This window comes from Falsochrobactrum tianjinense (genome assembly GCF_019100495.1).
GTDB lineage: Bacteria > Pseudomonadota > Alphaproteobacteria > Rhizobiales > Rhizobiaceae > Brucella > Brucella tianjinense.
Genome location: NZ_JAHRVA010000001.1, coordinates 312,201 through 330,183, shown reverse-complemented (window position 1 = coordinate 330,183; position 17,983 = coordinate 312,201). Strand labels below are relative to the sequence as shown.

Sequence of the window (17,983 nt, the reverse complement as noted above, 5' to 3'; positions counted from 1 at the left end):
GATCCCGTTCTTTAAACACGCATCGGCATGAGCACGTAAAGGACGTCTTCATCACCTGTATCGCGCACCAGCGTCGGAGAACCGGCATCCGCCAGCATGAAGATGGCATCGGAACCGGAAAGCTGGCTGGTGATGTCGAGCAGATATTTGGAATTGAAACCGATATCGAGCGGATCGGCATCGTAATCCGCCGCAAGCTCATCGGTCGCACTGCCGGAATCGGGGTTGTTGACCGTCAATGTGAGCAGGCCATCGCCAATGGAAAGCTTGACCGCACGGCCCCGCTCGCTCGATATGGTCGAAACGCGATCCACGGAAGCCGCGAAATCCTGACGGCTGATGGTGAGTTTCTTGTCATTGCCGGAAGGAATGACACGCTGGTAATCGGGGAAGGTTCCATCAATCAGCTTGGAAGTCAGGACAACCGAGCCGACTGTGAAGCGGATTTTCGCGTCCGACAATTCGACAGAAACGACCACATCCGGCACATCGACCAGTTTCTGCAATTCGGCGACCGTCTTGCGCGGAATGATGATGCCCGGCATGCCTTCGGCACCCGATGGCGCTTCAAGTTCAGCGCGAGCCAGGCGATGGCCGTCGGTCGCTACCGCACGCAATTTCAGCGCACCATCGCTTTCAATGGCATGCAGATAAATGCCGTTGAGATAATAGCGGGTTTCTTCCGTGGAGATCGCAAATTGTGTGCGATCAATCAGGCGCTTCAATGCCTGCGCATCGATGCGGAAAGAATGGGTGAAGGCTCCCGCCGTCAGTTCCGGAAAATCGGATTGCGGCAGGCATTGCAAGCGGAAAGACGATTTGCCGGAAACCACCGACATGGAACCGCCATCGGGATTGGTGGCCAGCATGACTTCCGCGCCATCGGGCAATTTGCGCACGATATCATAGAGAAGATGCGCCGGAACCGTGGTCGCCCCTGCCTGCTCGACCATCGCCGCAGTTGCTTCATTGACCTCAAGATCAAGGTCGGTCGCCTTGAGGGCAAGGCTGGCGCCATCGGCCTGCAAAAGAACGTTGGACAGAATCGGTATTGTGTTGCGGCGCTCCACGACGCGGTGGACGTGGTTAAGTGATTTGAGAAGGTTCGATCGCTCCAGGGTAACACGCATATTAAAACGCACTCGCTCGCTAGGACAGGGCAACCGCGCAACGGGCAGACGCCCCCGTCAATAAGGCGCACTGGCGCCAGAAGGTTTGCTAAAGTGGCAGATTTTTTAGGCGAAAAGCAAGCCCGCGCAGCGTGACACAATACTGGAACGCGGGCTTTTTGTTGATAACTGGCCTTAGCGGCGCTCAGGCCATCCTTCTCAGGCGGCCTGATCGTTGATGAGGCGCTTGAGAAGCTCCAGCTCCTGCGCCAGCTTGGTGTCTGCTCCGACCAGATCCTCAATCTTGCGGACCGCATGCAGAACGGTGGTATGGTCGCGCCCACCAAAGCGGCGACCGATTTCCGGTAGCGAACGCGGGGTGAGCATCTTGGCGAGATACATCGCCACCTGGCGCGGCTTGACGATGGTACGCGTGCGGCGGTTCGAAAGCAGGTCCTGCTTCGAGACATTGTAATGGCGCGCAACGATGCGCTGGATTTCCTCGATGCGGATGCGCTTGGGTTCTCCGGCGCGGATCAAATGGCCAAGCAGTTCATCGACCCGGTCAATGGAAATGTTTGGCTCGAAAGACTGGCGGAACAGAAGCTGGTTGAAAGCACCTTCGAGTTCACGGCCCGACCCAGTGACAGTGCGCGCGACATGGGCAAGGATGTCTTCGCCCATATTGAGCCCGGGGTCCTCGACCTGCGCGGCGGTGAGCCGGCGGCGCAGCATTTCAAAGCGCATTTCATAATCAGGCGCACCGACTTCCAGCGCAACGCCGCCCTGAAGGCGGGAACGAACACGCACATCGAGCGATTCGAGTTCGGACGGAGCGCGGTCAGCCGCAACTACGACCTGCTTGGCGCTGTCGAGCAGCGTATTGAGCAGATGGCAGAATTCGTGCTGGATCGATTTGCCTTGCAGGAACTGCATGTCGTCGATGACGAGCAGATCAATGTCACGCAGCTGCTCCTTGAAGGAGAGCGCATTGTTGTCGCGGATGGCAGTGGCGAAGCGCCACATGAAATATTCCGCAGTCAGATAAACGACGCGGGCCTTTTCCTGGCGCTGCAAGGCAGCAGCGGCGATCGCCTGCAACAGATGGGTTTTGCCAAGGCCGACGGATGCATGGATGAAAAGCGGGTTGAAGCGCACGGCGCTGGAGCCCGCTTCGGCAATGGTGCGCGCTGCGGCCAGTGCTACGCGGTTGGATGCGCCATCGATGAAAGTATCGAACGTATAGCGCGGGTCGAGCGGCGAGCCGAGAACCGAACCAGAGGCGGCAGCCGTTTCCGCGACAACCGCAGAGCCGCGCTTTTCAGCGCTGGGCTGGCCGACCGGGAACATTACTTTTTCGCGCAGATTTGCCGGCGCTCTGGTCTCCACGGTCTCGTTGGTGCCAGCGGGCGGAACGGGGCGCATCACGCGGCTCATGCCGCGCACGACCACTTCAACCTTCAATATTTGTGGATTTTCGTCCTGCCACAGTTCGGTCAGAAGCGCCGAATAATGATTGTTGATCCAGGAGCGGAGAAACGCTGTCGGAACCGATAGGCGCGCCACGCTCTTGGAGAGGTCATCAAGCTTCAGCCGCCCAAACCAGCTTGAATAAATTTCGCTGCCAACGCGCGCTTTCAGCTTTGCCGTAAGCCGCTCGAATGCCTCTTCACCGAGCGCCTTGTCAGCGCTCACGAGACTTTCGTCTTTTCCGGTAGCAGAAGATCCATGGATACGGTTCGCATGCGCATCATCACCCATCGTTGCCGTCGACTTGCCAGTCATCATTGCCATCGTCTCGCCTGCCTCAAATTCCTACGCACCATTTTTACGGCGCTTGTCGTTATTTCCTGCACCGGGCTTTCCAGATCTCGGGAATCAGGCACCCAGGCGGCACTCACATTACACAGGTCCTTCATGAAGAAGGGCCGAACACAAACTCAAACAGTCCGTCATGGACTGATACCCCGAGTACTCCTTTCTACTTACGCATCACGACGCATCGCATTTTTTCGAGAATCGCCTCCAACCCTCGAACCGATGCTTTAGGCTGATTGCCCGGAACGGAATTCGCGACAACCACCCAAACAACAAAGATGCGTCTAAAAGAGCATTCCGGTTAATGAATGGTAAGCAATCAACTCTACAGAAAAGGGCCTTTAGGACCAAAAATCAGCATCCGCGGCCATACATGCCAACGCCAATCAGACTTCATTTGATGCTAACTCCGGGCCAACGGCCATCCCTCTCAATAAGCTGACTTTAGCGAAGCCTCGCGGCAAAGAGCAACCCTTGGCAGAATAGATTTTTCTTCGCTTAAGGCTTGCATCGGGATCGGGCGGAGAGCGAGAATCAGACGCCAGCGAAATAACGCCTTAGGATTCAATACGTTTCCATCAGCGGTTTTTTAGGCGGTCGCGTAATGAGGTTCTAGAAAATAAATTTTAAAAAAATGCTTGACTCATGCGTGCTTCTGAATCCGCAGAGAGCCTGTGGATAACAGTGGATAAACATTGGCAACCAATTGAAGTTAAAAAGAAAATAACCGCATCTCGTTTTGGGCTGAACTGCGGCTTCCGAAGCCTGCCTGAAATAAGCGTTAAAATTCCGACCCATAGACCGGTTCCCGATTACGGTGAGCTACCGAAATGGCCTGAACCCTCGCACTGATGCAAATGCACAGAAAAATGGCTCCCCTTGCCGCGAGAATCGTTACAGCCTTCCCTTGCCCTTCACCTGAGAAAAACTCCAAAAAGAAAACCCGGCTAATAATGAGCCGGGTTTTCAATAAAATTCCAGATATGGAAAATATCAGGCGTTGAGCGCCTTTACGCGTGCGGCAAGGCGGGACACCTTGCGCGATGCGGTGTTCTTATGCAGAACACCCTTGGAAGCAGCGCGCATCAGTTCAGGCTCGGCGGCCTTGAACGCGACTTCTGCTGCCTGCTTGTCGCCGCTCAGAAGCGCGTCTTCAAGCTTGCGAATGAAAGTGCGCACGCGCGAGCGGCGGGACTTGTTGATTTCGGTGCGGGCAGCGATCTTGCGCACTGCCTTCTTGGCCGAAGGAGTATTGGCCATAAATGCCTCTCTTTTTTTCTGTCAGCTAGCCCACGGGCTAAACCGTCGGGCACAAAACCTCTGGGTAGCCACAATGTCTGGGGGCCACCAATCCGTGGCGGGCTTATAGATCAGCTTTGGGCGCGCGTCAATGTGGTTTCTGCTGCGCGAGCGCATTCAGCGATTCTTGCCTACCCAACGATTATTGCCCGCTCAACGATTATTGAAAGACGGCGTGCGCTTGTCGACAAAGGCCGACATGCCTTCCTTCTGGTCTTCTGTCGCAAAAAGCGAATGGAACAGGCGCCGCTCGAAACGCAGGCCCTCGTCGAGAGTCGTTTCATAGGCGCGATTGACCGATTCCTTGACCATCATCACGGAAGGCCGCGAGAACGCGGCAATACGATCGGCAGCCTTCAAGGCTTCCTCTAGGAGTTCTTCGGGCGCAACCACGCGCGACACCAAACCGGAGCGCTCTGCTTCCTGCGCGTCCATCATGCGGCCCGTCAGGCACATATCCATGGCCTTGGACTTTCCGACATAGCGGGTCAAGCGCTGCGACCCGCCCATACCCGGCATGACGCCCAGCGTGATTTCCGGTTGGCCGAATTTGGCGTTGTCGGCAGCGATGATGAAATCGCACATCATGGCCAGCTCACAGCCGCCGCCCAGCGCGTAACCGGCAACTGCCGCAATGATGGGCTTGCGGACGCGGTCCACCTTCTGCCAGCCGGCGAACATGTCCTGAAGATAGGCATCCACGAAATTGATCGGCTGCATTTCCTTGATGTCCGCACCGGCGGCAAAAGCCTTTTCAGAGCCGGTCAGCACGATTGCGCCGATCTTGCCATCGGTGTCAAAGGCGGCCAGCGCCTCCGTCAATTCGTCGAGAACCGTGCCGTTGAGGGCATTGAGCGCCTGCGGCCGGTTAAGACGAACAAGACCGACGCCACCGCGCGTTTCCACAACGATCGTTTCATAGGCCATGGGAATGTCTCTCCTCCTTCGTCAGTCCAACTGATGGCGGCAAGGTGAACTGCCGGACGCGCTTTGGCAAGGGTTCAGCCTCCCGCTTTTCAACATTGGCAGGATGCGCAGAAAAAGGTCGAACGTCCCGATTGCACGGCGCGTTCGACCATTCCGGTGCAGCCGGGCGTTTTGCATGACATGGCTTCGCGTCCATAAACCGAAAAGGAATGCTGGAAATAACCCAGCGCGCCATCGGCCTGAATATAATCTTTCAGGCTTGAGCCGCCCGCCGCGATGGCTTCGGCTATTACGCTGCGAATATCGGAAGCCAGGCGGTCGAGCGTTTGCGTATCCCCGGCAATCGAGCCTGCCGCGCGCATGGGAGAGAGGCCGGAACGCCAGAGCGCTTCGCACACATAGATATTACCAAGTCCCGCAATCAGCCGCTGATCGAGAAGAGCTGCCTTGAGCGATGTCCTGCGGCCTACAAAAAGACTCGCCAGCAATTCACCCGAAAGCCGGTTTCCGGTCGGCTCCACGCCAAGCCCCTTCAACAGCGGATGATTATCGAGCGCGCCTTCTTCCGCAAACAGCATGAAGCCGAAACGGCGTGGATCGTTATAGATAATACGCACATGCACACCGTCCGGACGGACGAGATGAAAGACGACGTGATCGTGTCGGTTGTTCTTGGAGCGCTCGTGATGAAAGCTGCCGGGTAATCCTTGTCCATCCTCCGCCTCGATGCGGAAAGAGCCGGACATGCCCATATGGCTGATGACCGACAATCCGTCATCGAGATGCATGGTGAGATATTTTGCGCGCCGCCCCAGCGCGTCGATCATGCGACCCGACAACCGTTCGGCAAAACGCTGCGGGAAAGGAAAGCGCAAATCGGGCCGGTTCTGCTCAACCCGTTCGACCTTTGCGCCCTGCATGAAGGGCTCCAATCCACGGCGAACCGTTTCGACCTCTGGCAATTCCGGCATATGTTTCTTCCAGCAGCATTGGCAACAGAAGTTCATATAGGCCCTGACGACAGCATTTGCCATCCATTAACCCAAACCGGAACGAAGCGCCAACGAGCCTGTATTAACCTTTTATTTTCCGTGTTTCTTAAACTCATCACAATTGGCAGGCACTAAAAAAACCCCATCGAGACATTTTGCTCAGGGTAACGAACATGCCGGCTTTGATGACGCGCTTTTTGAGAAATAGATCGGGTGCAGCGATGATCGAATGCACGCTCATCGGTGCGCTCGCCATTATCGCCGTCATCAGCGGGCTGGCGCTTTTTGCCGGAAAACCTGCTTCCGCACTGAATTATCAGTCCGTGCAGGCCAAGTCTTTCGACCAGCGCTGAATCGCTGCCCCATTTTCAGGCAAAACCACCGTCAAGGAATGTCATGGCCGTCGAGATCGTTACCGTAAAATCAGCAAACAGCCGCCCCATATGGTTCATTGGAAAGAATGCTCTTGATCAGGCCGGACTGCCGCAGGATGCGACCCTCTGGGCCAAGGCCAATGACTTCAACGGCGAGGCCGGGCGCGTTCTCATCCTCCCGGCAAAGGAAGGCGCGATTGCCGGTGCGCTGTTTGGAACGGGCGGCGAGGAAAAAAGCGGCCAGTCGCAGTTGCTGGCCGGCAAACTCGCCCGCGCGCTGCCAGAAGGCGACTGGCACATCGAAGGCAAGCCGGAAGATGCAGCCCTTACAACGCTGGCCTTTCTGATGGGCGGCTACAGTTTCACGCGCTATCGCAAAGCCGATGGCAAAACCATCCGACTGGCCCTGCCCGAAGGTGTGGATGCCAAAGAGACGCAAGCAGTCGCCGATGCGGTGACGCTTGCTCGCGACCTCATCAACACGCCCGCCAGCGATATGGGACCGGACGCGCTGGAACAGGCCGCGCGCGATCTTGCCGGAAAGTACAAAGCGGAAATTTCGACAATCGAAGGCGATGCGCTTCTGGCGCAGAATTTGCCCATGATTCATGCGGTGGGCCGTGCGGGCAGCATCGCGCCGCGCCTTATCGACATGCGCTGGGGCAATGATAACGACCCCAAAATCACCCTCGTCGGCAAGGGTGTCTGTTTCGATACGGGTGGCCTCGACATCAAACCGGCCAGTGGCATGCTGATAATGAAAAAAGATATGGGCGGGGCTGCCAATGTGCTGGGCCTAGCCTTGATGATCATGGCTGCACAATTGCCGGTGCGGCTGCGCGTGCTGATCCCGGCGGTTGAAAATTCGATTTCCGGCAATGCGTTTCGCCCCGGCGACATATTGCAAAGCCGCAAGGGTCCGACGGTGGAAATCGGCAATACCGATGCCGAAGGCCGTCTGGTGCTGGCCGATGCGCTTGCGCTAGCCGATGAAGAAGAGCCGGAACTGCTGGTCGATATGGCGACATTGACAGGCGCAGCGCGGGTGGCGCTCGGCCCCGATCTGCCGCCCTTCTATACCCATGATGACGATCTGGCGCAGGCAATTGCGCAGAAAGCTGACGAAACTGCCGATCCATTGTGGCGCATGCCGCTCTGGCAGCCCTATGCGCAAAAGCTTTCCTCTCGCGTGGCCGATATCAACAATGTCACCACTGACGGCTTTGCCGGATCGGTCACGGCGGCATTGTTTCTGAGCCGCTTTGTCGAAAAAGCCGGGGCTCACGTGCATTTCGACATTTTCGGCTGGACCCCGGTAGAAAAGCCCGCCTCGCCCGTCGGCGGCGAAGCGCAGGCCATCCGGGCACTCAACCAATTGCTCAAGGAGCGCTTTCCGGCCCGATAATTTCGCTTGCCTGCAATAGTGAAACGGCGTTGAATGATACGGACCCGAAACAATTCTGGCTGGTCTGGTATCATGCCCGTTGAGCTAAAGCCATTGCAGGCGCTGACCTTGCTGAAAACCCTGTCGCTGGCGCAGATCCGGGACGAAATGCCCGATCTTACCACGCGGCAGGCGGCAATTCTTCTGACCATTTATCTGGAGCCGCCGCCGCATACCGTGCGGGGGCTGGCGGCAAAGCTCGACGTCACCAAGCCGGTGATTACGCGCGCACTCGATACAATGGGACTACTCGATCTCGTTTCCCGGCATCGTGATGAAAAAGACAAGCGCAATGTGCTAGTAAAAAGAACCGTCGCTGGGGCACTCTATGTCGAAAGGCTGGGTGATCTGGTGATCGCCAAAGCCAGGGAGTTACCATTGTGAGCCTGCTCGACCGCCGCCTTAATGCCTATCGCCCCGATCTCGCCGACGAACGGTTAAGCGGCAAGGTCGAAGCGAGCCGTTTTACCGCTGGCACGCTCATGCGAGTTTCCGCATCTGTAGCCGATCTACGTGCCGAACCGCGCCCCGATAGCGGGCCGCAGACGCAGGTGGTTTTCGGCGATATGATGCAGGTCTTCGAGGAGCAGGACGGCTGGAGCTGGGTTCAGGCTGAACGCGACAGCTATACCGGCTATGTCTCTTCCGCCGCGCTGGAAAGTCCCGATGGCGAGGCGACACATATGGTCACTGTGCCGCGCACATTCGCCTACCCCGGCGCTGATCTGCGCTTTCCCCATTCCAAGGCCCTGTCGCTCGGTTCCCGGGTGCGCATCGTCGGCAAAGCAGAAAAGCGCGGCACCGACTATGCGCTGCTTGCAAGCGGCGAGGCGCTGATTGCGTGTCATCTCACGCCTGTGGGCGAACATGCTTCCGACTATGTGGCCATTGCCGAAACGCTTCTGCACACGCCCTATCTGTGGGGCGGGACCTCCGGCTTCGGCATCGACTGTTCTGGTCTGGTGCAGCTTTCCATGTGGGTGGCGGGGCGAAAAGTGCTGCGCGATTCGGACATGCAGCAGGAGATGCTGGGCGAAATCATCGAGCCGGATGGCGATTATTCAAACCTTGCGCGCGGCGATCTGGTTTTCTGGAAAGGCCATGTCGCAATCTGCGCTTCGCCCGATATGCTCATCCATGCCAGCGGCCACACCATGACCGTGACGCTGGAACCGCTCAGGGAAGCGATCAAGCGCATCGCCTATCTCTACGACCTGCCGACGCTGATCCGCAGGCCGTAAAACAGATTTATACCCGATTGGGCAAGACGCGATCGGGCGGGCGATGCCCATCGACAAAAGCCCTGATATTAATAATCACCTTATCACCCATATCGACGCGACCTTCGATGGTGGCCGAACCCATGTGCGGCAGCAGCACGACCTTGCCATTTTCCACCAATGACAGCAGGCGCGGATTGACGGCGCGCTCGTTCTCGAAAACATCGAGCCCCGCACCAGCCAACTTACCCTCTTCGATCATCTCCGTCAGCGCCACCTCATCGATGATCTGGCCGCGGGCAGTGTTGACGACATAGGCAGTGGGCTGCATCAGCGCAAGGCGGCGCGCGGAAAGCAAGTGGAAAGTCGCGGGCGTCGAAGGACAATTGACCGATATGATGTCCATACGGGCGAGCATCTGGTCGAGGCTGTCCCAGTAGGTCGCCTCCAACTCGTCCTCGACCTGCGGATTGACACGATTGCGATTATGATAATGAATCGACAGGCCGAAAGCCTTGGCGCGGCGGGCGACGGCTGTGCCGATGCGCCCCATGCCGACAATGCCAAGGCGCTTGCCCCAGATGCGGCGTCCGAGCATCCATGTCGGCGACCAGCCCGGCCATTCTCCTGCATGTTTATTGAGGACGTTTGCGCCCTCCACCAGACGGCGCGGTACCATCAGCAAAAGCGCCAGCGTCATATCGGCAGTATCTTCGGTCAGGACATTGGGCGTGTTGGTGATGGTGATGCCGCGCTTGGCCGCAGCGGATACATCGATATTATCGACGCCATTGCCGAAATTGGCGATAAGCTTTAAATTGGGGCCAGCCTGTTCGATGGCCGCCGCGTCAATTACATCCGTGATGCAGGGAACAAGAACATCCGCTTCCTTCATGGCGGCAATGATTTCCGGCTGCGTCATGCGATGATCGTCTATATTCAGACGTGCATCGAACAATTCCCGCATTCGGGTTTCTATTGCATCCGGCAATTTCCGGGTAAGAACGACCAGCGGCTTCTTCTTGTTCGACATCTCCACCCCGTTTTGAGCCTCGTTTTGTGCAATGCCCTCAGACCGATGCGCTTGCGTTGAGACCTCCTTAACCAAGAAGGTGCAATATGGAAACTGCTTCGGTTGCCCATCTCTAGCAAGGCAGCATGGCAAAGACAAAGAAAATCACAAGCGGAAAACCGCACTCCAATTTGTTTTGGTAGTTCCGGATGGATGGCAGCCCCCTTCCCGGATGCAGCCTTGAAATGACAGGACGGCGAGAGGTCAGAATTGTCCCGCATGCTTTCGCAACGTTTCTTGATGGTGCAACGCTTTTTGATAACAGCATTAAGCGCCATCGTATTACTGCTGTTCATCGTGCCGCTTGGCGCGCCACATCATAATGCTGCCAGTGCGGCGGCACCGGCAGGCACGAGGTTGGGCCCAAGCGGTCTGCCTGTCCCGCGTTTCGTCAGTCTCAAACCCGCGCGCGCCAATCTGCGGGTCGGTCCGGGACGCCAATATGCAGTATCCTGGCTATTTTTGAAAGCCGGCCTGCCTGTCGAGATCATCCAGGAATACGACAACTGGCGGCGCATCCGCGATGCGGATGGCACGGAAGGCTGGGTCTATCAGTCACTTCTGTCTGGCAAACGCACCGCTGCCGCCGCGCCATGGCTCAAGGACAATCAAGGTGCCATGATTACCATGTGGCGCGACGCAAACGAAACCTCCGGCATTGCGGCGGAGGTCGAACCCGGCGTCATCGGTACAGTTCGCGAGTGCAATGGCGAGTGGTGCGAGCTTGAAGTGAAAGGGACGAAAGGCTGGTTCAGGCAATCCGAACTATGGGGCGTGTATCCGGGCGAAGTCTTCGATTGAGCCAACGCCTGTATGCGCTCGTTAAAAAAAGCGGCTTCAAGCCGCTTTTCATGATTCGTATCGAGTGGGTCAGCGTCCTTTACGGCGCAGGCGCACGATAATGTCCACATTGACGATTTCCATGCCGTCTGGTGCGTCAGGCATATTCGCAACCGTGGGCTGGCCGCGCTCGCCATGCGGAATATCGAACACCACATTCTCACCCTCAAGGAAAAAATGCTGGTGATCTGAAATATTGGTATCGAAATAGGTTTTCGACCCTTCGACCGCGATGATACGCAGCATGCCGGCTTCGGTGAACTGGTGCAGCGTGTTATAAACGGTGGCAAGCGAAACCGGCACATCGGCCAGCACGGCCTCCTCATGAAGCTCTTCCGCAGAAAGGTGGCGGTCGCCCTGCGCATAGATCAGGCTGGCGAGCGCGACACGCTGACGCGTCGGCCTCAAGCCTGCGCCGCGAAGCCGTTCTTCCATTGAAACCATCGCGTGATGGGCATGATAATTTTGCATTTTTACCCTTGGACCCGTCACAAGCTCGTAGCAATTTTGCCAAACATCGAACAGGCTGTTGCCCATTGCCTACTGACATTGATATATGCCGTTGCGAAACAAGTATCAATAGGCATGGTAATTCCCGGCTTTTTCGGGAAAACCCAATGCATGATTTTACTGCCGGAAACAGTCTATGCTAGGGATGTTCCGGAAACGACGACAACCGGGCCGCCCCTGACGACAGGAACGGTCACATCAGAATGATCCTCAAGGGAGGCATAATGGCAGAACAGAAATCGAGCTACGGGTATGAAGAACTCCTTAGCTGCGCACGCGGCGAAATGTTCGGTCCCGGCAATGCGCAGCTTCCTCTGCCTCCGATGCTGATGGTCCATCGCATCACAGATATTTCCGAAACGGGCGGTGCCTTCGACAAGGGCTATATCCGCGCCGAATATGACGTACGCCCCGATGACTGGTACTTCCCCTGCCACTTTCTGGGCAACCCGATCATGCCGGGCTGCCTCGGCCTGGACGGCATGTGGCAGCTTACCGGCTTCTTCCTCGGCTGGCTCGGCGAGCCGGGCCGCGGCATGGCTCTTTCGACCGGTGAGGTGAAGTTCAAGGGCATGGTTCGTCCCAATACAAAGCTTCTTGAATATGGCATCGACTTCAAACGCGTCATGCGCGGCCGCCTCGTGCTCGGCACTGCCGACGGCTGGCTGAAGGCCGATGGCGAAACCATCTATCAGGCGACAGATTTGCGCGTCGGCCTGTCCAAGGAAGGCAGCGCGCAATAGGCGCTGAACCACTTGATATCCACGGGCGCGACCTGCATAAAATGAAGAGTTTTCATGCGACCGCGCTCAAAACATGCGAAGATCGCACTATGTAACCGGAAGAAGGGCCAGCTCAACAGAGCCAGCCTGAGGTAACAAGTGCAAAGGAGAACGCGATGCGGCGTGTGGTCGTAACGGGTATGGGGATCGTATCCTCGATTGGAAATAATACCGAAGAGGTCACGGCGTCGCTACGCGAAGCCAAGTCTGGCATCTCCCGGGCCGAGGAATATGCCGAGCTGGGTTTCCGCTGCCAGGTTCACGGCGCTCCCAAGATCGATGTCGAAGCTCTGGTGGACCGTCGCGCCATGCGCTTCCACGGTCGCGGCACGGCCTGGAACCATGTCGCCATGGATCAGGCAATTGCCGATGCGGGACTGTCAGAAGAGGAAGTCTCGAACGAGCGGACCGGCATCATCATGGGTTCGGGCGGCCCCTCGACGCGCACTATCGTCGATTCCGCCGATATAACGCGCGAAAAAGGCCCCAAGCGCGTCGGCCCCTTTGCCGTTCCCAAAGCCATGAGTTCCACGGCTTCGGCAACGCTTGCGACCTTCTTCAAGATCAAGGGCATCAATTACTCGATCTCTTCGGCCTGTGCGACGTCGAACCATTGCATCGGCAATGCCTTCGAGATGATCCAGTATGGCAAGCAGGACCGCATGTTCGCGGGCGGCTGCGAAGACCTCGACTGGACGCTTTCAGTGTTGTTCGACGCCATGGGCGCGATGTCGTCGAAATATAACGACACGCCCTCCACTGCCTCCCGCGCCTATGACAAAAACCGCGACGGTTTCGTGATTGCAGGCGGCGCAGGCGTTCTCATTCTCGAAGACCTCGAAACAGCTCGTGCGCGCGGCGCGAAGATTTATGGCGAGATCATCGGCTATGGCGCAACCTCCGATGGCTACGACATGGTGGCTCCGTCGGGCGAAGGTGCGCTGCGCTGCATGAAAATGGCGCTTTCGACCGTCAATTCCAAGATCGACTACATCAACCCGCATGCAACCTCGACGCCCGCAGGTGATGCGCCCGAAATCGAGGCGATTCGCCAGATATTCGGTACAGGTGACGCCTGTCCGCCGATCGCTGCGACCAAATCTCTGACCGGCCATTCGCTCGGTGCGACGGGCGTGCAGGAAGCCATCTACTCGCTTTTGATGATGCACAATAATTTCATCTGCGAAAGCGCGCATATCGAAGAACTGGACCCTGCTTTCGCGGACATGCCTATCGTTCGCAAGCGTATCGATAATGCTCAGCTCAATACCGTGCTCTCCAACTCCTTCGGGTTTGGCGGCACCAATGCGACGCTGGTGTTCCAGCGCTACCAGGGCTGAGGGAGAGGGAAATATGGACGGTTTGATGAAGGGAAAACGCGGCCTCATTATGGGGGTCGCGAATAATCACTCTCTTGCCTGGGGAATTGCAAAGCAGCTCGCGGCTCAGGGCGCCGAGCTTGCCTTCACCTACCAGGGCGATGCACTCGGCAAGCGCGTGAAGCCCCTGGCAGAACAGGTCGGCTCGGAACTCGTACTGCCTTGCGACGTCGAGGACATTGCCACAGTCGATGCCGTTTTTGCCGAAATCGAGAAGAAATGGGGCAAGCTCGACTTCATCGTTCATGCTATTGGCTTCTCCGACAAAACCGAATTGAAGGGCCGTTACGCAGACGTCACCACGCGCGATAATTTCAGCCGCACAATGGTGATTTCCGCCTACTCCTTCACCGAAATGGCGCAGCGCGCCGAAAAGCTGATGAAGGACGGCGGCTCCATTCTGACGCTGACCTATGGCGGCTCCACACGCACGATCCCCAACTACAATGTCATGGGTGTTGCCAAGGCGGCTCTTGAAGCCATGGTGCGCTATCTCGCAGCCGATTTCGGACCGCAAGGCATTCGCGTCAACGCGATTTCCGCCGGACCCGTGCGCACGCTTGCAGGCGCGGGTATCGGCGATGCGCGCGCGATCTTCAGCTATCAGCGCCGCAATTCGCCGCTGCGCCGCACCGTCGATATCGACGATGTCGGCAAATCGGCGGTCTATCTCCTGTCCGATCTTTCAAGCGGAGTGACGGGCGGTATCCATTATGTGGATTCGGGCTATAATATCGTCTCGATGCCGACGCTGGAAGAGCTGAAAAGCTCGGATGTCGAGCGCGGCGAATAAGCCTTATACAAGTAAAAAAAGCCGCTTTTTGAGGCGGCTTTTTTGTTTTACTTCTTGGCTTCGAAAATCTTGAAGCCCTGCGCTTCCTCAAGGGTCACGACCGACTTGAACAAGGCTTTGAGCGTAACCTCGTAAGGCAATTGACGGTTTGCCACCATCAGCAGCCTTCCGCCTGGCTTGAGGCGCGAGGCGGCGGCGGCAATGAAACTCTGGCCGAGTGAAACATCCGCCGTCCGTCCTTCATGAAAGGGCGGATTCATGATGACGGTATCGTAAATACCTGTAATCTTCTCGCTGGTTACATCATGCCAGTTGAACGCCATCGGCACGGAAGCGCCGAGTCGCTCCATATTGCCGCGCGCGGCCTCAAGCGCTTCGTAATCAGCCTCGAAGAGATCGATGGATTTGATGCGGTCGGCATATTTAAGGCACTGGGCCGCAAGATAGCCCCAGCCCGCGCCCAGATCGGCGACATTGCCAAAGACGATCTTCTCCATGTGCGGCACCAGGAGTGCAGAGCCCTTATCGATGGCGCCATGCGAGAACATGCCCGGCTCGGTACGGAACACCTCATCAATATCGCTGGCCAGAGGGCGCAGCGCCGTGATGAAACCATCATCCAGATCGGCAGGCCGCTGCAGCCAGAAGGCCACCGCATGATTTTTGGACATACGGTCGCTAATTTCAGCAATATTGCCGACCCATTTGCGGAAACTATCAATGCCCAGTTTCTTGTCGCCCGACACGACGATCCAGCCACCCGGCTCAACCCTTGCCAGAAGCTCCGCAAACCACGCCTCGTTGCGTCCGCGATGTTTTCCGAGCAACAGCAACCCGCCGGAAAAACGCGTGCCAGTGGCAAGCCTTGGCTCAACGCGGAAGCCTTCCTTGTTGAGTGCCAGCCAGTTGGGGCGCCATGGCTGCAAGCAGGTAAGCGCCGCCTTCCATTCCGGTTCCAAAAGGCGATCCGCCGAAAGCCCGCAGGCGAAGAAGGATTTCCCCGCTTGCGGCATATCCAATATGCCCTGCTCGAAGGGAAGGAAGAGTGTTTTTTGTGAACCTGTGACCATGCTTTCTCATGGCTATTAAAACGGTTTCACGCAACAAAAAAAGCGCGCCACAAGGGCGCGCTTTCCTGAATAGAGCAAGCAGAGCTTATTCAGCGTCGGCTTCCACCTTCTTTTCGGCAACGACTTCCTTGCCGGTATCCTGGTCAACGACCTTCATCGACAGGCGAACCTTGCCGCGTTCGTCAAAGCCCATGAGCTTGACCCAGACCTTCTGGCCTTCCTTGACCACGTCGGTGGTCTTGGCGACGCGTTCAGCAGCGAGCTGTGAAATATGAACAAGGCCGTCGCGCGGGCCGAAGAAGTTCACGAAAGCGCCGAAGTCAGCGGTCTTTACGACCGTACCTTCATAGATTTCACCGACTTCCGGCTCAGCCACGATGGAGTGAATCCACTTCTTGGCAGCTTCGATTTCCTTGCCGTTGGACGACGCAATCTTGACCGTGCCATCGTCTTCGATGTTGATCTTGGCGCCGGTTTTTTCCACGATTTCGCGGATAACCTTGCCGCCAGAACCGATCACGTCACGGATCTTGTCGGTCGGAATGTTCATCACTTCGATGCGTGGGGCAAATTCGCCCAGTTCCTCACGCGACGAGGAGATGGCCTTGCCCATTTCACCGAGAATGTGAACGCGACCACCCTTGGCCTGTTCCAGAGCAACCTTCATGATTTCTTCGGTGATACCGTCAATCTTGATGTCCATCTGCAACGCGGTGATGCCGTTTTCGCTACCAGCCACCTTGAAATCCATGTCGCCGAGATGGTCTTCATCACCGAGAATGTCGGAAAGAACGGCGTAACGATCGCCTTCCTTGATGAGGCCCATGGCGATACCGGCCACCGGGCGGGTGATCGGAACGCCAGCATCCATCAGCGCCAGCGAAGCGCCGCAAACCGATGCCATCGAGGACGAACCGTTGGATTCGGTGATCTCGGAAACCGCACGGATGGTATAAGGGAACTGGTCAGCCGAAGGCAGCATCGGATGGATCGCACGCCATGCCAGCTTGCCATGGCCGATTTCACGACGGCCCGGCGAACCCATGCGGCCAGTTTCACCGACAGAATAGGGCGGGAAGTTGTAATGCAGCATGAAAGGCTGCTTGTACGTGCCCGTCAGCGCGTCGATCATCTGCTCGTCTTCGCCGGTGCCGAGCGTCGCGACGACGATGGCCTGCGTTTCGCCGCGGGTGAAGAGCGCAGAGCCGTGCGTGCGCGGCAGAAGGCCGACTTCCGATACGATCGGACGAACGGTCGCAAGATCGCGACCATCAATACGGCTTCCGGTGTCAAGAATGTTCCAGCGAACGATCTTGGCCTGAAGATGCTTGAATACGGTTGCGAACTCTTCAGCCGAGAATTCAGGCTCTTCCACGCCTTCAGGGAAGAAATGCTCCTTGGCCTTGGCCTTGGCAGCGTCGACCGCTACATAACGGGCTTGCTTTTCGGTAATCTTGTATGCGTCACGCAGGTCGTTTTCGACAACTGCCAGCATTTTGGCTTCGAGAGCCGAGAGGTCTTCCGGCTGGAAATCGCGCGGCTCCTTGGCCGCGGCTTCGGCCAGCTTGATGATCGCCTCGATCACAGGCTGGAAGCCCTTGTGGCCGAACATGACCGCACCGAGCATGATTTCTTCGGAAAGTTCCTGCGCTTCCGATTCAACCATCAGCACAGCTTCCGACGTACCAGCGACGATCAGATCAAGCTTCGATTCCGGCATTTCGTCGATATTCGGGTTCAGCACATATTCGCCGTCGATATAGCCGACGCGCGCACCGCCGATAGGTCCCATGAAAGGCACGCCCGAAATGGTGAGGGCTGCGGAAGCGGCGACCATGGCCAGAACGTCCGGGTCGTTTTCCAGATCGTGCTGTACAACGGTGAGAACAACCTGCGTGTCATTCTTGTAGCCATCAACAAAAAGCGGACGGATCGGACGGTCGATCAGGCGCGAAACGAGAGTTTCGTTTTCGCTCGGACGGCCTTCACGCTTGAAAAAGCCGCCAGGGATCTTGCCCGCAGCGTAGGTCTTTTCCTGATAGTTGACTGTGAGCGGGAAGAAATCCTGACCGGGCTTGGGTTCCTTGGCGGAAACGACGGTCGCAAGAACAACGGTTTCGCCATAAGTGGCGAGTACGGCGCCGTCAGCCTGACGGGCGATCTTGCCGGTCTCCAGAACGAGCGGACGTCCGCCCCATTCGATTTCGACTTTATGGGTATTGAACATATCTTGTCCTCTTGTGAAAAACCCGCTTCAGGCGCGTTCAACGGCGCTTTCGGGTTTTCCGGGTTGGCGGACGGGCCACGGGCAAGACAACGGGAAGCTCGCGCACTGTAATCGGGTACGAACTGCC

General features: G+C 57.2%; 17 protein-coding genes. 8 read left to right on the top strand and 9 right to left on the bottom strand.

What is annotated here, in order from left to right:
- Positions 1-11: 11 nt before the first annotated feature.
- The 5 genes from dnaN to mutM all read right to left on the bottom strand — a co-directional run bounded on the left by dnaN (position 12) and on the right by mutM (position 6,124).
- Positions 12-1,130, bottom strand: a complete 1,119-nt coding sequence (gene dnaN, locus KUG47_RS01570) for a DNA polymerase III subunit beta (protein WP_217676204.1) — start codon at positions 1,128-1,130, stop codon at positions 12-14.
- Between the two features lie 198 nt (positions 1,131-1,328).
- Positions 1,329-2,897: a chromosomal replication initiator protein DnaA gene (gene dnaA / locus KUG47_RS01565; protein WP_217676943.1), complete on the bottom strand. Its 1,569-nt coding sequence runs from the start codon at positions 2,895-2,897 to the stop codon at positions 1,329-1,331.
- A 1,023-nt stretch (positions 2,898-3,920) separates the two neighbouring features.
- On the bottom strand, positions 3,921-4,187 hold the full coding sequence (gene rpsT, locus KUG47_RS01560; protein WP_217676203.1) for a 30S ribosomal protein S20: 267 nt from the start codon (positions 4,185-4,187) through the stop codon (positions 3,921-3,923).
- Positions 4,188-4,379: 192 nt separating this feature from the next.
- Positions 4,380-5,153, bottom strand: a complete 774-nt coding sequence (locus tag KUG47_RS01555) for an enoyl-CoA hydratase (protein WP_217676202.1) — start codon at positions 5,151-5,153, stop codon at positions 4,380-4,382.
- A gap of 89 nt (positions 5,154-5,242) precedes the next feature.
- Positions 5,243-6,124 carry a bifunctional DNA-formamidopyrimidine glycosylase/DNA-(apurinic or apyrimidinic site) lyase gene (mutM, locus tag KUG47_RS01550; protein WP_217676201.1) on the bottom strand — a complete coding sequence of 294 codons (882 nt, stop codon included), beginning with the start codon at positions 6,122-6,124 and terminating at the stop codon, positions 5,243-5,245.
- Positions 6,125-6,318: 194 nt separating this feature from the next.
- Between mutM and KUG47_RS01545 the strand changes: the two genes are divergently transcribed.
- The 4 genes from KUG47_RS01545 (at position 6,319) to KUG47_RS01530 (ending at position 9,204) form a co-directional block, all read left to right on the top strand.
- Entirely contained in the window at positions 6,319-6,498 is a 180-nt protein-coding gene (locus tag KUG47_RS01545) for a Flp family type IVb pilin (RefSeq protein WP_217676200.1), read from the top strand.
- A gap of 43 nt (positions 6,499-6,541) precedes the next feature.
- Positions 6,542-7,924: a leucyl aminopeptidase family protein gene (locus tag KUG47_RS01540; protein ID WP_217676199.1), complete on the top strand. Its 1,383-nt coding sequence runs from the start codon at positions 6,542-6,544 to the stop codon at positions 7,922-7,924.
- A 72-nt stretch (positions 7,925-7,996) separates the two neighbouring features.
- Positions 7,997-8,347, top strand: coding sequence for a MarR family transcriptional regulator (locus KUG47_RS01535; protein WP_217676942.1), 351 nt, complete (start codon positions 7,997-7,999; stop codon positions 8,345-8,347).
- Positions 8,344-9,204, top strand: coding sequence for a C40 family peptidase (locus KUG47_RS01530; protein ID WP_217676198.1), 861 nt, complete (start codon positions 8,344-8,346; stop codon positions 9,202-9,204). The genes KUG47_RS01535 and KUG47_RS01530 overlap by 4 nt, the downstream gene beginning before the upstream one ends.
- A gap of 7 nt (positions 9,205-9,211) precedes the next feature.
- On the opposite strand, the gene KUG47_RS01525 is transcribed toward KUG47_RS01530, so the two are convergent.
- Positions 9,212-10,216 (bottom strand): 2-hydroxyacid dehydrogenase, encoded by a 1,005-nt coding sequence (locus KUG47_RS01525; protein WP_217676197.1) that lies wholly within the window; start codon positions 10,214-10,216, stop codon positions 9,212-9,214.
- Positions 10,217-10,495: 279 nt separating this feature from the next.
- Here KUG47_RS01525 and KUG47_RS01520 point away from each other — a divergent pair, with 279 nt between their 5' ends.
- A complete protein-coding gene (locus tag KUG47_RS01520) occupies positions 10,496-11,056 on the top strand; it encodes an SH3 domain-containing protein (protein ID WP_217676941.1) in 561 nt (186 codons plus the stop codon).
- A 69-nt stretch (positions 11,057-11,125) separates the two neighbouring features.
- On the opposite strand, the gene irrA is transcribed toward KUG47_RS01520, so the two are convergent.
- The gene (gene irrA / locus KUG47_RS01515; RefSeq protein WP_217676196.1) at positions 11,126-11,566 is read right to left on the bottom strand and encodes an iron response transcriptional regulator IrrA; all 441 of its coding nucleotides are present in this window, start codon (positions 11,564-11,566) and stop codon (positions 11,126-11,128) included.
- A gap of 263 nt (positions 11,567-11,829) precedes the next feature.
- On the opposite strand from irrA, the gene fabA reads away from it, so the two are divergent.
- The 3 genes from fabA (at position 11,830) to fabI (ending at position 14,559) form a co-directional block, all read left to right on the top strand.
- Complete coding sequence (gene fabA / locus KUG47_RS01510) at positions 11,830-12,348, top strand: 3-hydroxyacyl-[acyl-carrier-protein] dehydratase FabA (RefSeq protein WP_217676195.1); 519 nt, start codon at positions 11,830-11,832, stop codon at positions 12,346-12,348.
- A gap of 155 nt (positions 12,349-12,503) precedes the next feature.
- On the top strand, positions 12,504-13,727 hold the full coding sequence (fabB, locus tag KUG47_RS01505; RefSeq protein ID WP_217676194.1) for a beta-ketoacyl-ACP synthase I: 1,224 nt from the start codon (positions 12,504-12,506) through the stop codon (positions 13,725-13,727).
- A 13-nt stretch (positions 13,728-13,740) separates the two neighbouring features.
- Entirely contained in the window at positions 13,741-14,559 is an 819-nt protein-coding gene (gene fabI, locus KUG47_RS01500) for an enoyl-ACP reductase FabI (RefSeq protein WP_217676193.1), read from the top strand.
- 47 nt (positions 14,560-14,606) lie between these two features.
- Here the strand turns inward: fabI and KUG47_RS01495 are convergent, their stop codons facing one another.
- Both KUG47_RS01495 and pnp read right to left on the bottom strand, forming a co-directional pair.
- Positions 14,607-15,629: a class I SAM-dependent methyltransferase gene (locus KUG47_RS01495; protein WP_217676192.1), complete on the bottom strand. Its 1,023-nt coding sequence runs from the start codon at positions 15,627-15,629 to the stop codon at positions 14,607-14,609.
- An 85-nt stretch (positions 15,630-15,714) separates the two neighbouring features.
- Positions 15,715-17,856 (bottom strand): polyribonucleotide nucleotidyltransferase, encoded by a 2,142-nt coding sequence (pnp, locus tag KUG47_RS01490; protein ID WP_217676191.1) that lies wholly within the window; start codon positions 17,854-17,856, stop codon positions 15,715-15,717.
- Positions 17,857-17,983: the final 127 nt, after the last annotated feature.

Coding starts and splice junctions, on each gene's coding strand:
- KUG47_RS01540 (WP_217676199.1), top strand. CDS start 6,542: ATGGCCGTCGAGATCGTTACCGTAAAATCAGCAAACAGCCGCCCCATA.
- rpsT (WP_217676203.1), bottom strand. CDS start 4,187: ATGGCCAATACTCCTTCGGCCAAGAAGGCAGTGCGCAAGATCGCTGCC.
- pnp (WP_217676191.1), bottom strand. CDS start 17,856: ATGTTCAATACCCATAAAGTCGAAATCGAATGGGGCGGACGTCCGCTC.
- mutM (WP_217676201.1), bottom strand. CDS start 6,124: ATGCCGGAATTGCCAGAGGTCGAAACGGTTCGCCGTGGATTGGAGCCC.
- fabI (WP_217676193.1), top strand. CDS start 13,741: ATGGACGGTTTGATGAAGGGAAAACGCGGCCTCATTATGGGGGTCGCG.
- irrA (WP_217676196.1), bottom strand. CDS start 11,566: ATGCAAAATTATCATGCCCATCACGCGATGGTTTCAATGGAAGAACGG.
- fabA (WP_217676195.1), top strand. CDS start 11,830: ATGGCAGAACAGAAATCGAGCTACGGGTATGAAGAACTCCTTAGCTGC.
- dnaN (WP_217676204.1), bottom strand. CDS start 1,130: ATGCGTGTTACCCTGGAGCGATCGAACCTTCTCAAATCACTTAACCAC.
- KUG47_RS01545 (WP_217676200.1), top strand. CDS start 6,319: ATGCCGGCTTTGATGACGCGCTTTTTGAGAAATAGATCGGGTGCAGCG.
- dnaA (WP_217676943.1), bottom strand. CDS start 2,897: ATGATGACTGGCAAGTCGACGGCAACGATGGGTGATGATGCGCATGCG.
- fabB (WP_217676194.1), top strand. CDS start 12,504: ATGCGGCGTGTGGTCGTAACGGGTATGGGGATCGTATCCTCGATTGGA.
- KUG47_RS01520 (WP_217676941.1), top strand. CDS start 10,496: ATGGTGCAACGCTTTTTGATAACAGCATTAAGCGCCATCGTATTACTG.
- KUG47_RS01495 (WP_217676192.1), bottom strand. CDS start 15,629: ATGGTCACAGGTTCACAAAAAACACTCTTCCTTCCCTTCGAGCAGGGC.
- KUG47_RS01535 (WP_217676942.1), top strand. CDS start 7,997: ATGCCCGTTGAGCTAAAGCCATTGCAGGCGCTGACCTTGCTGAAAACC.
- KUG47_RS01555 (WP_217676202.1), bottom strand. CDS start 5,153: ATGGCCTATGAAACGATCGTTGTGGAAACGCGCGGTGGCGTCGGTCTT.
- KUG47_RS01525 (WP_217676197.1), bottom strand. CDS start 10,216: ATGTCGAACAAGAAGAAGCCGCTGGTCGTTCTTACCCGGAAATTGCCG.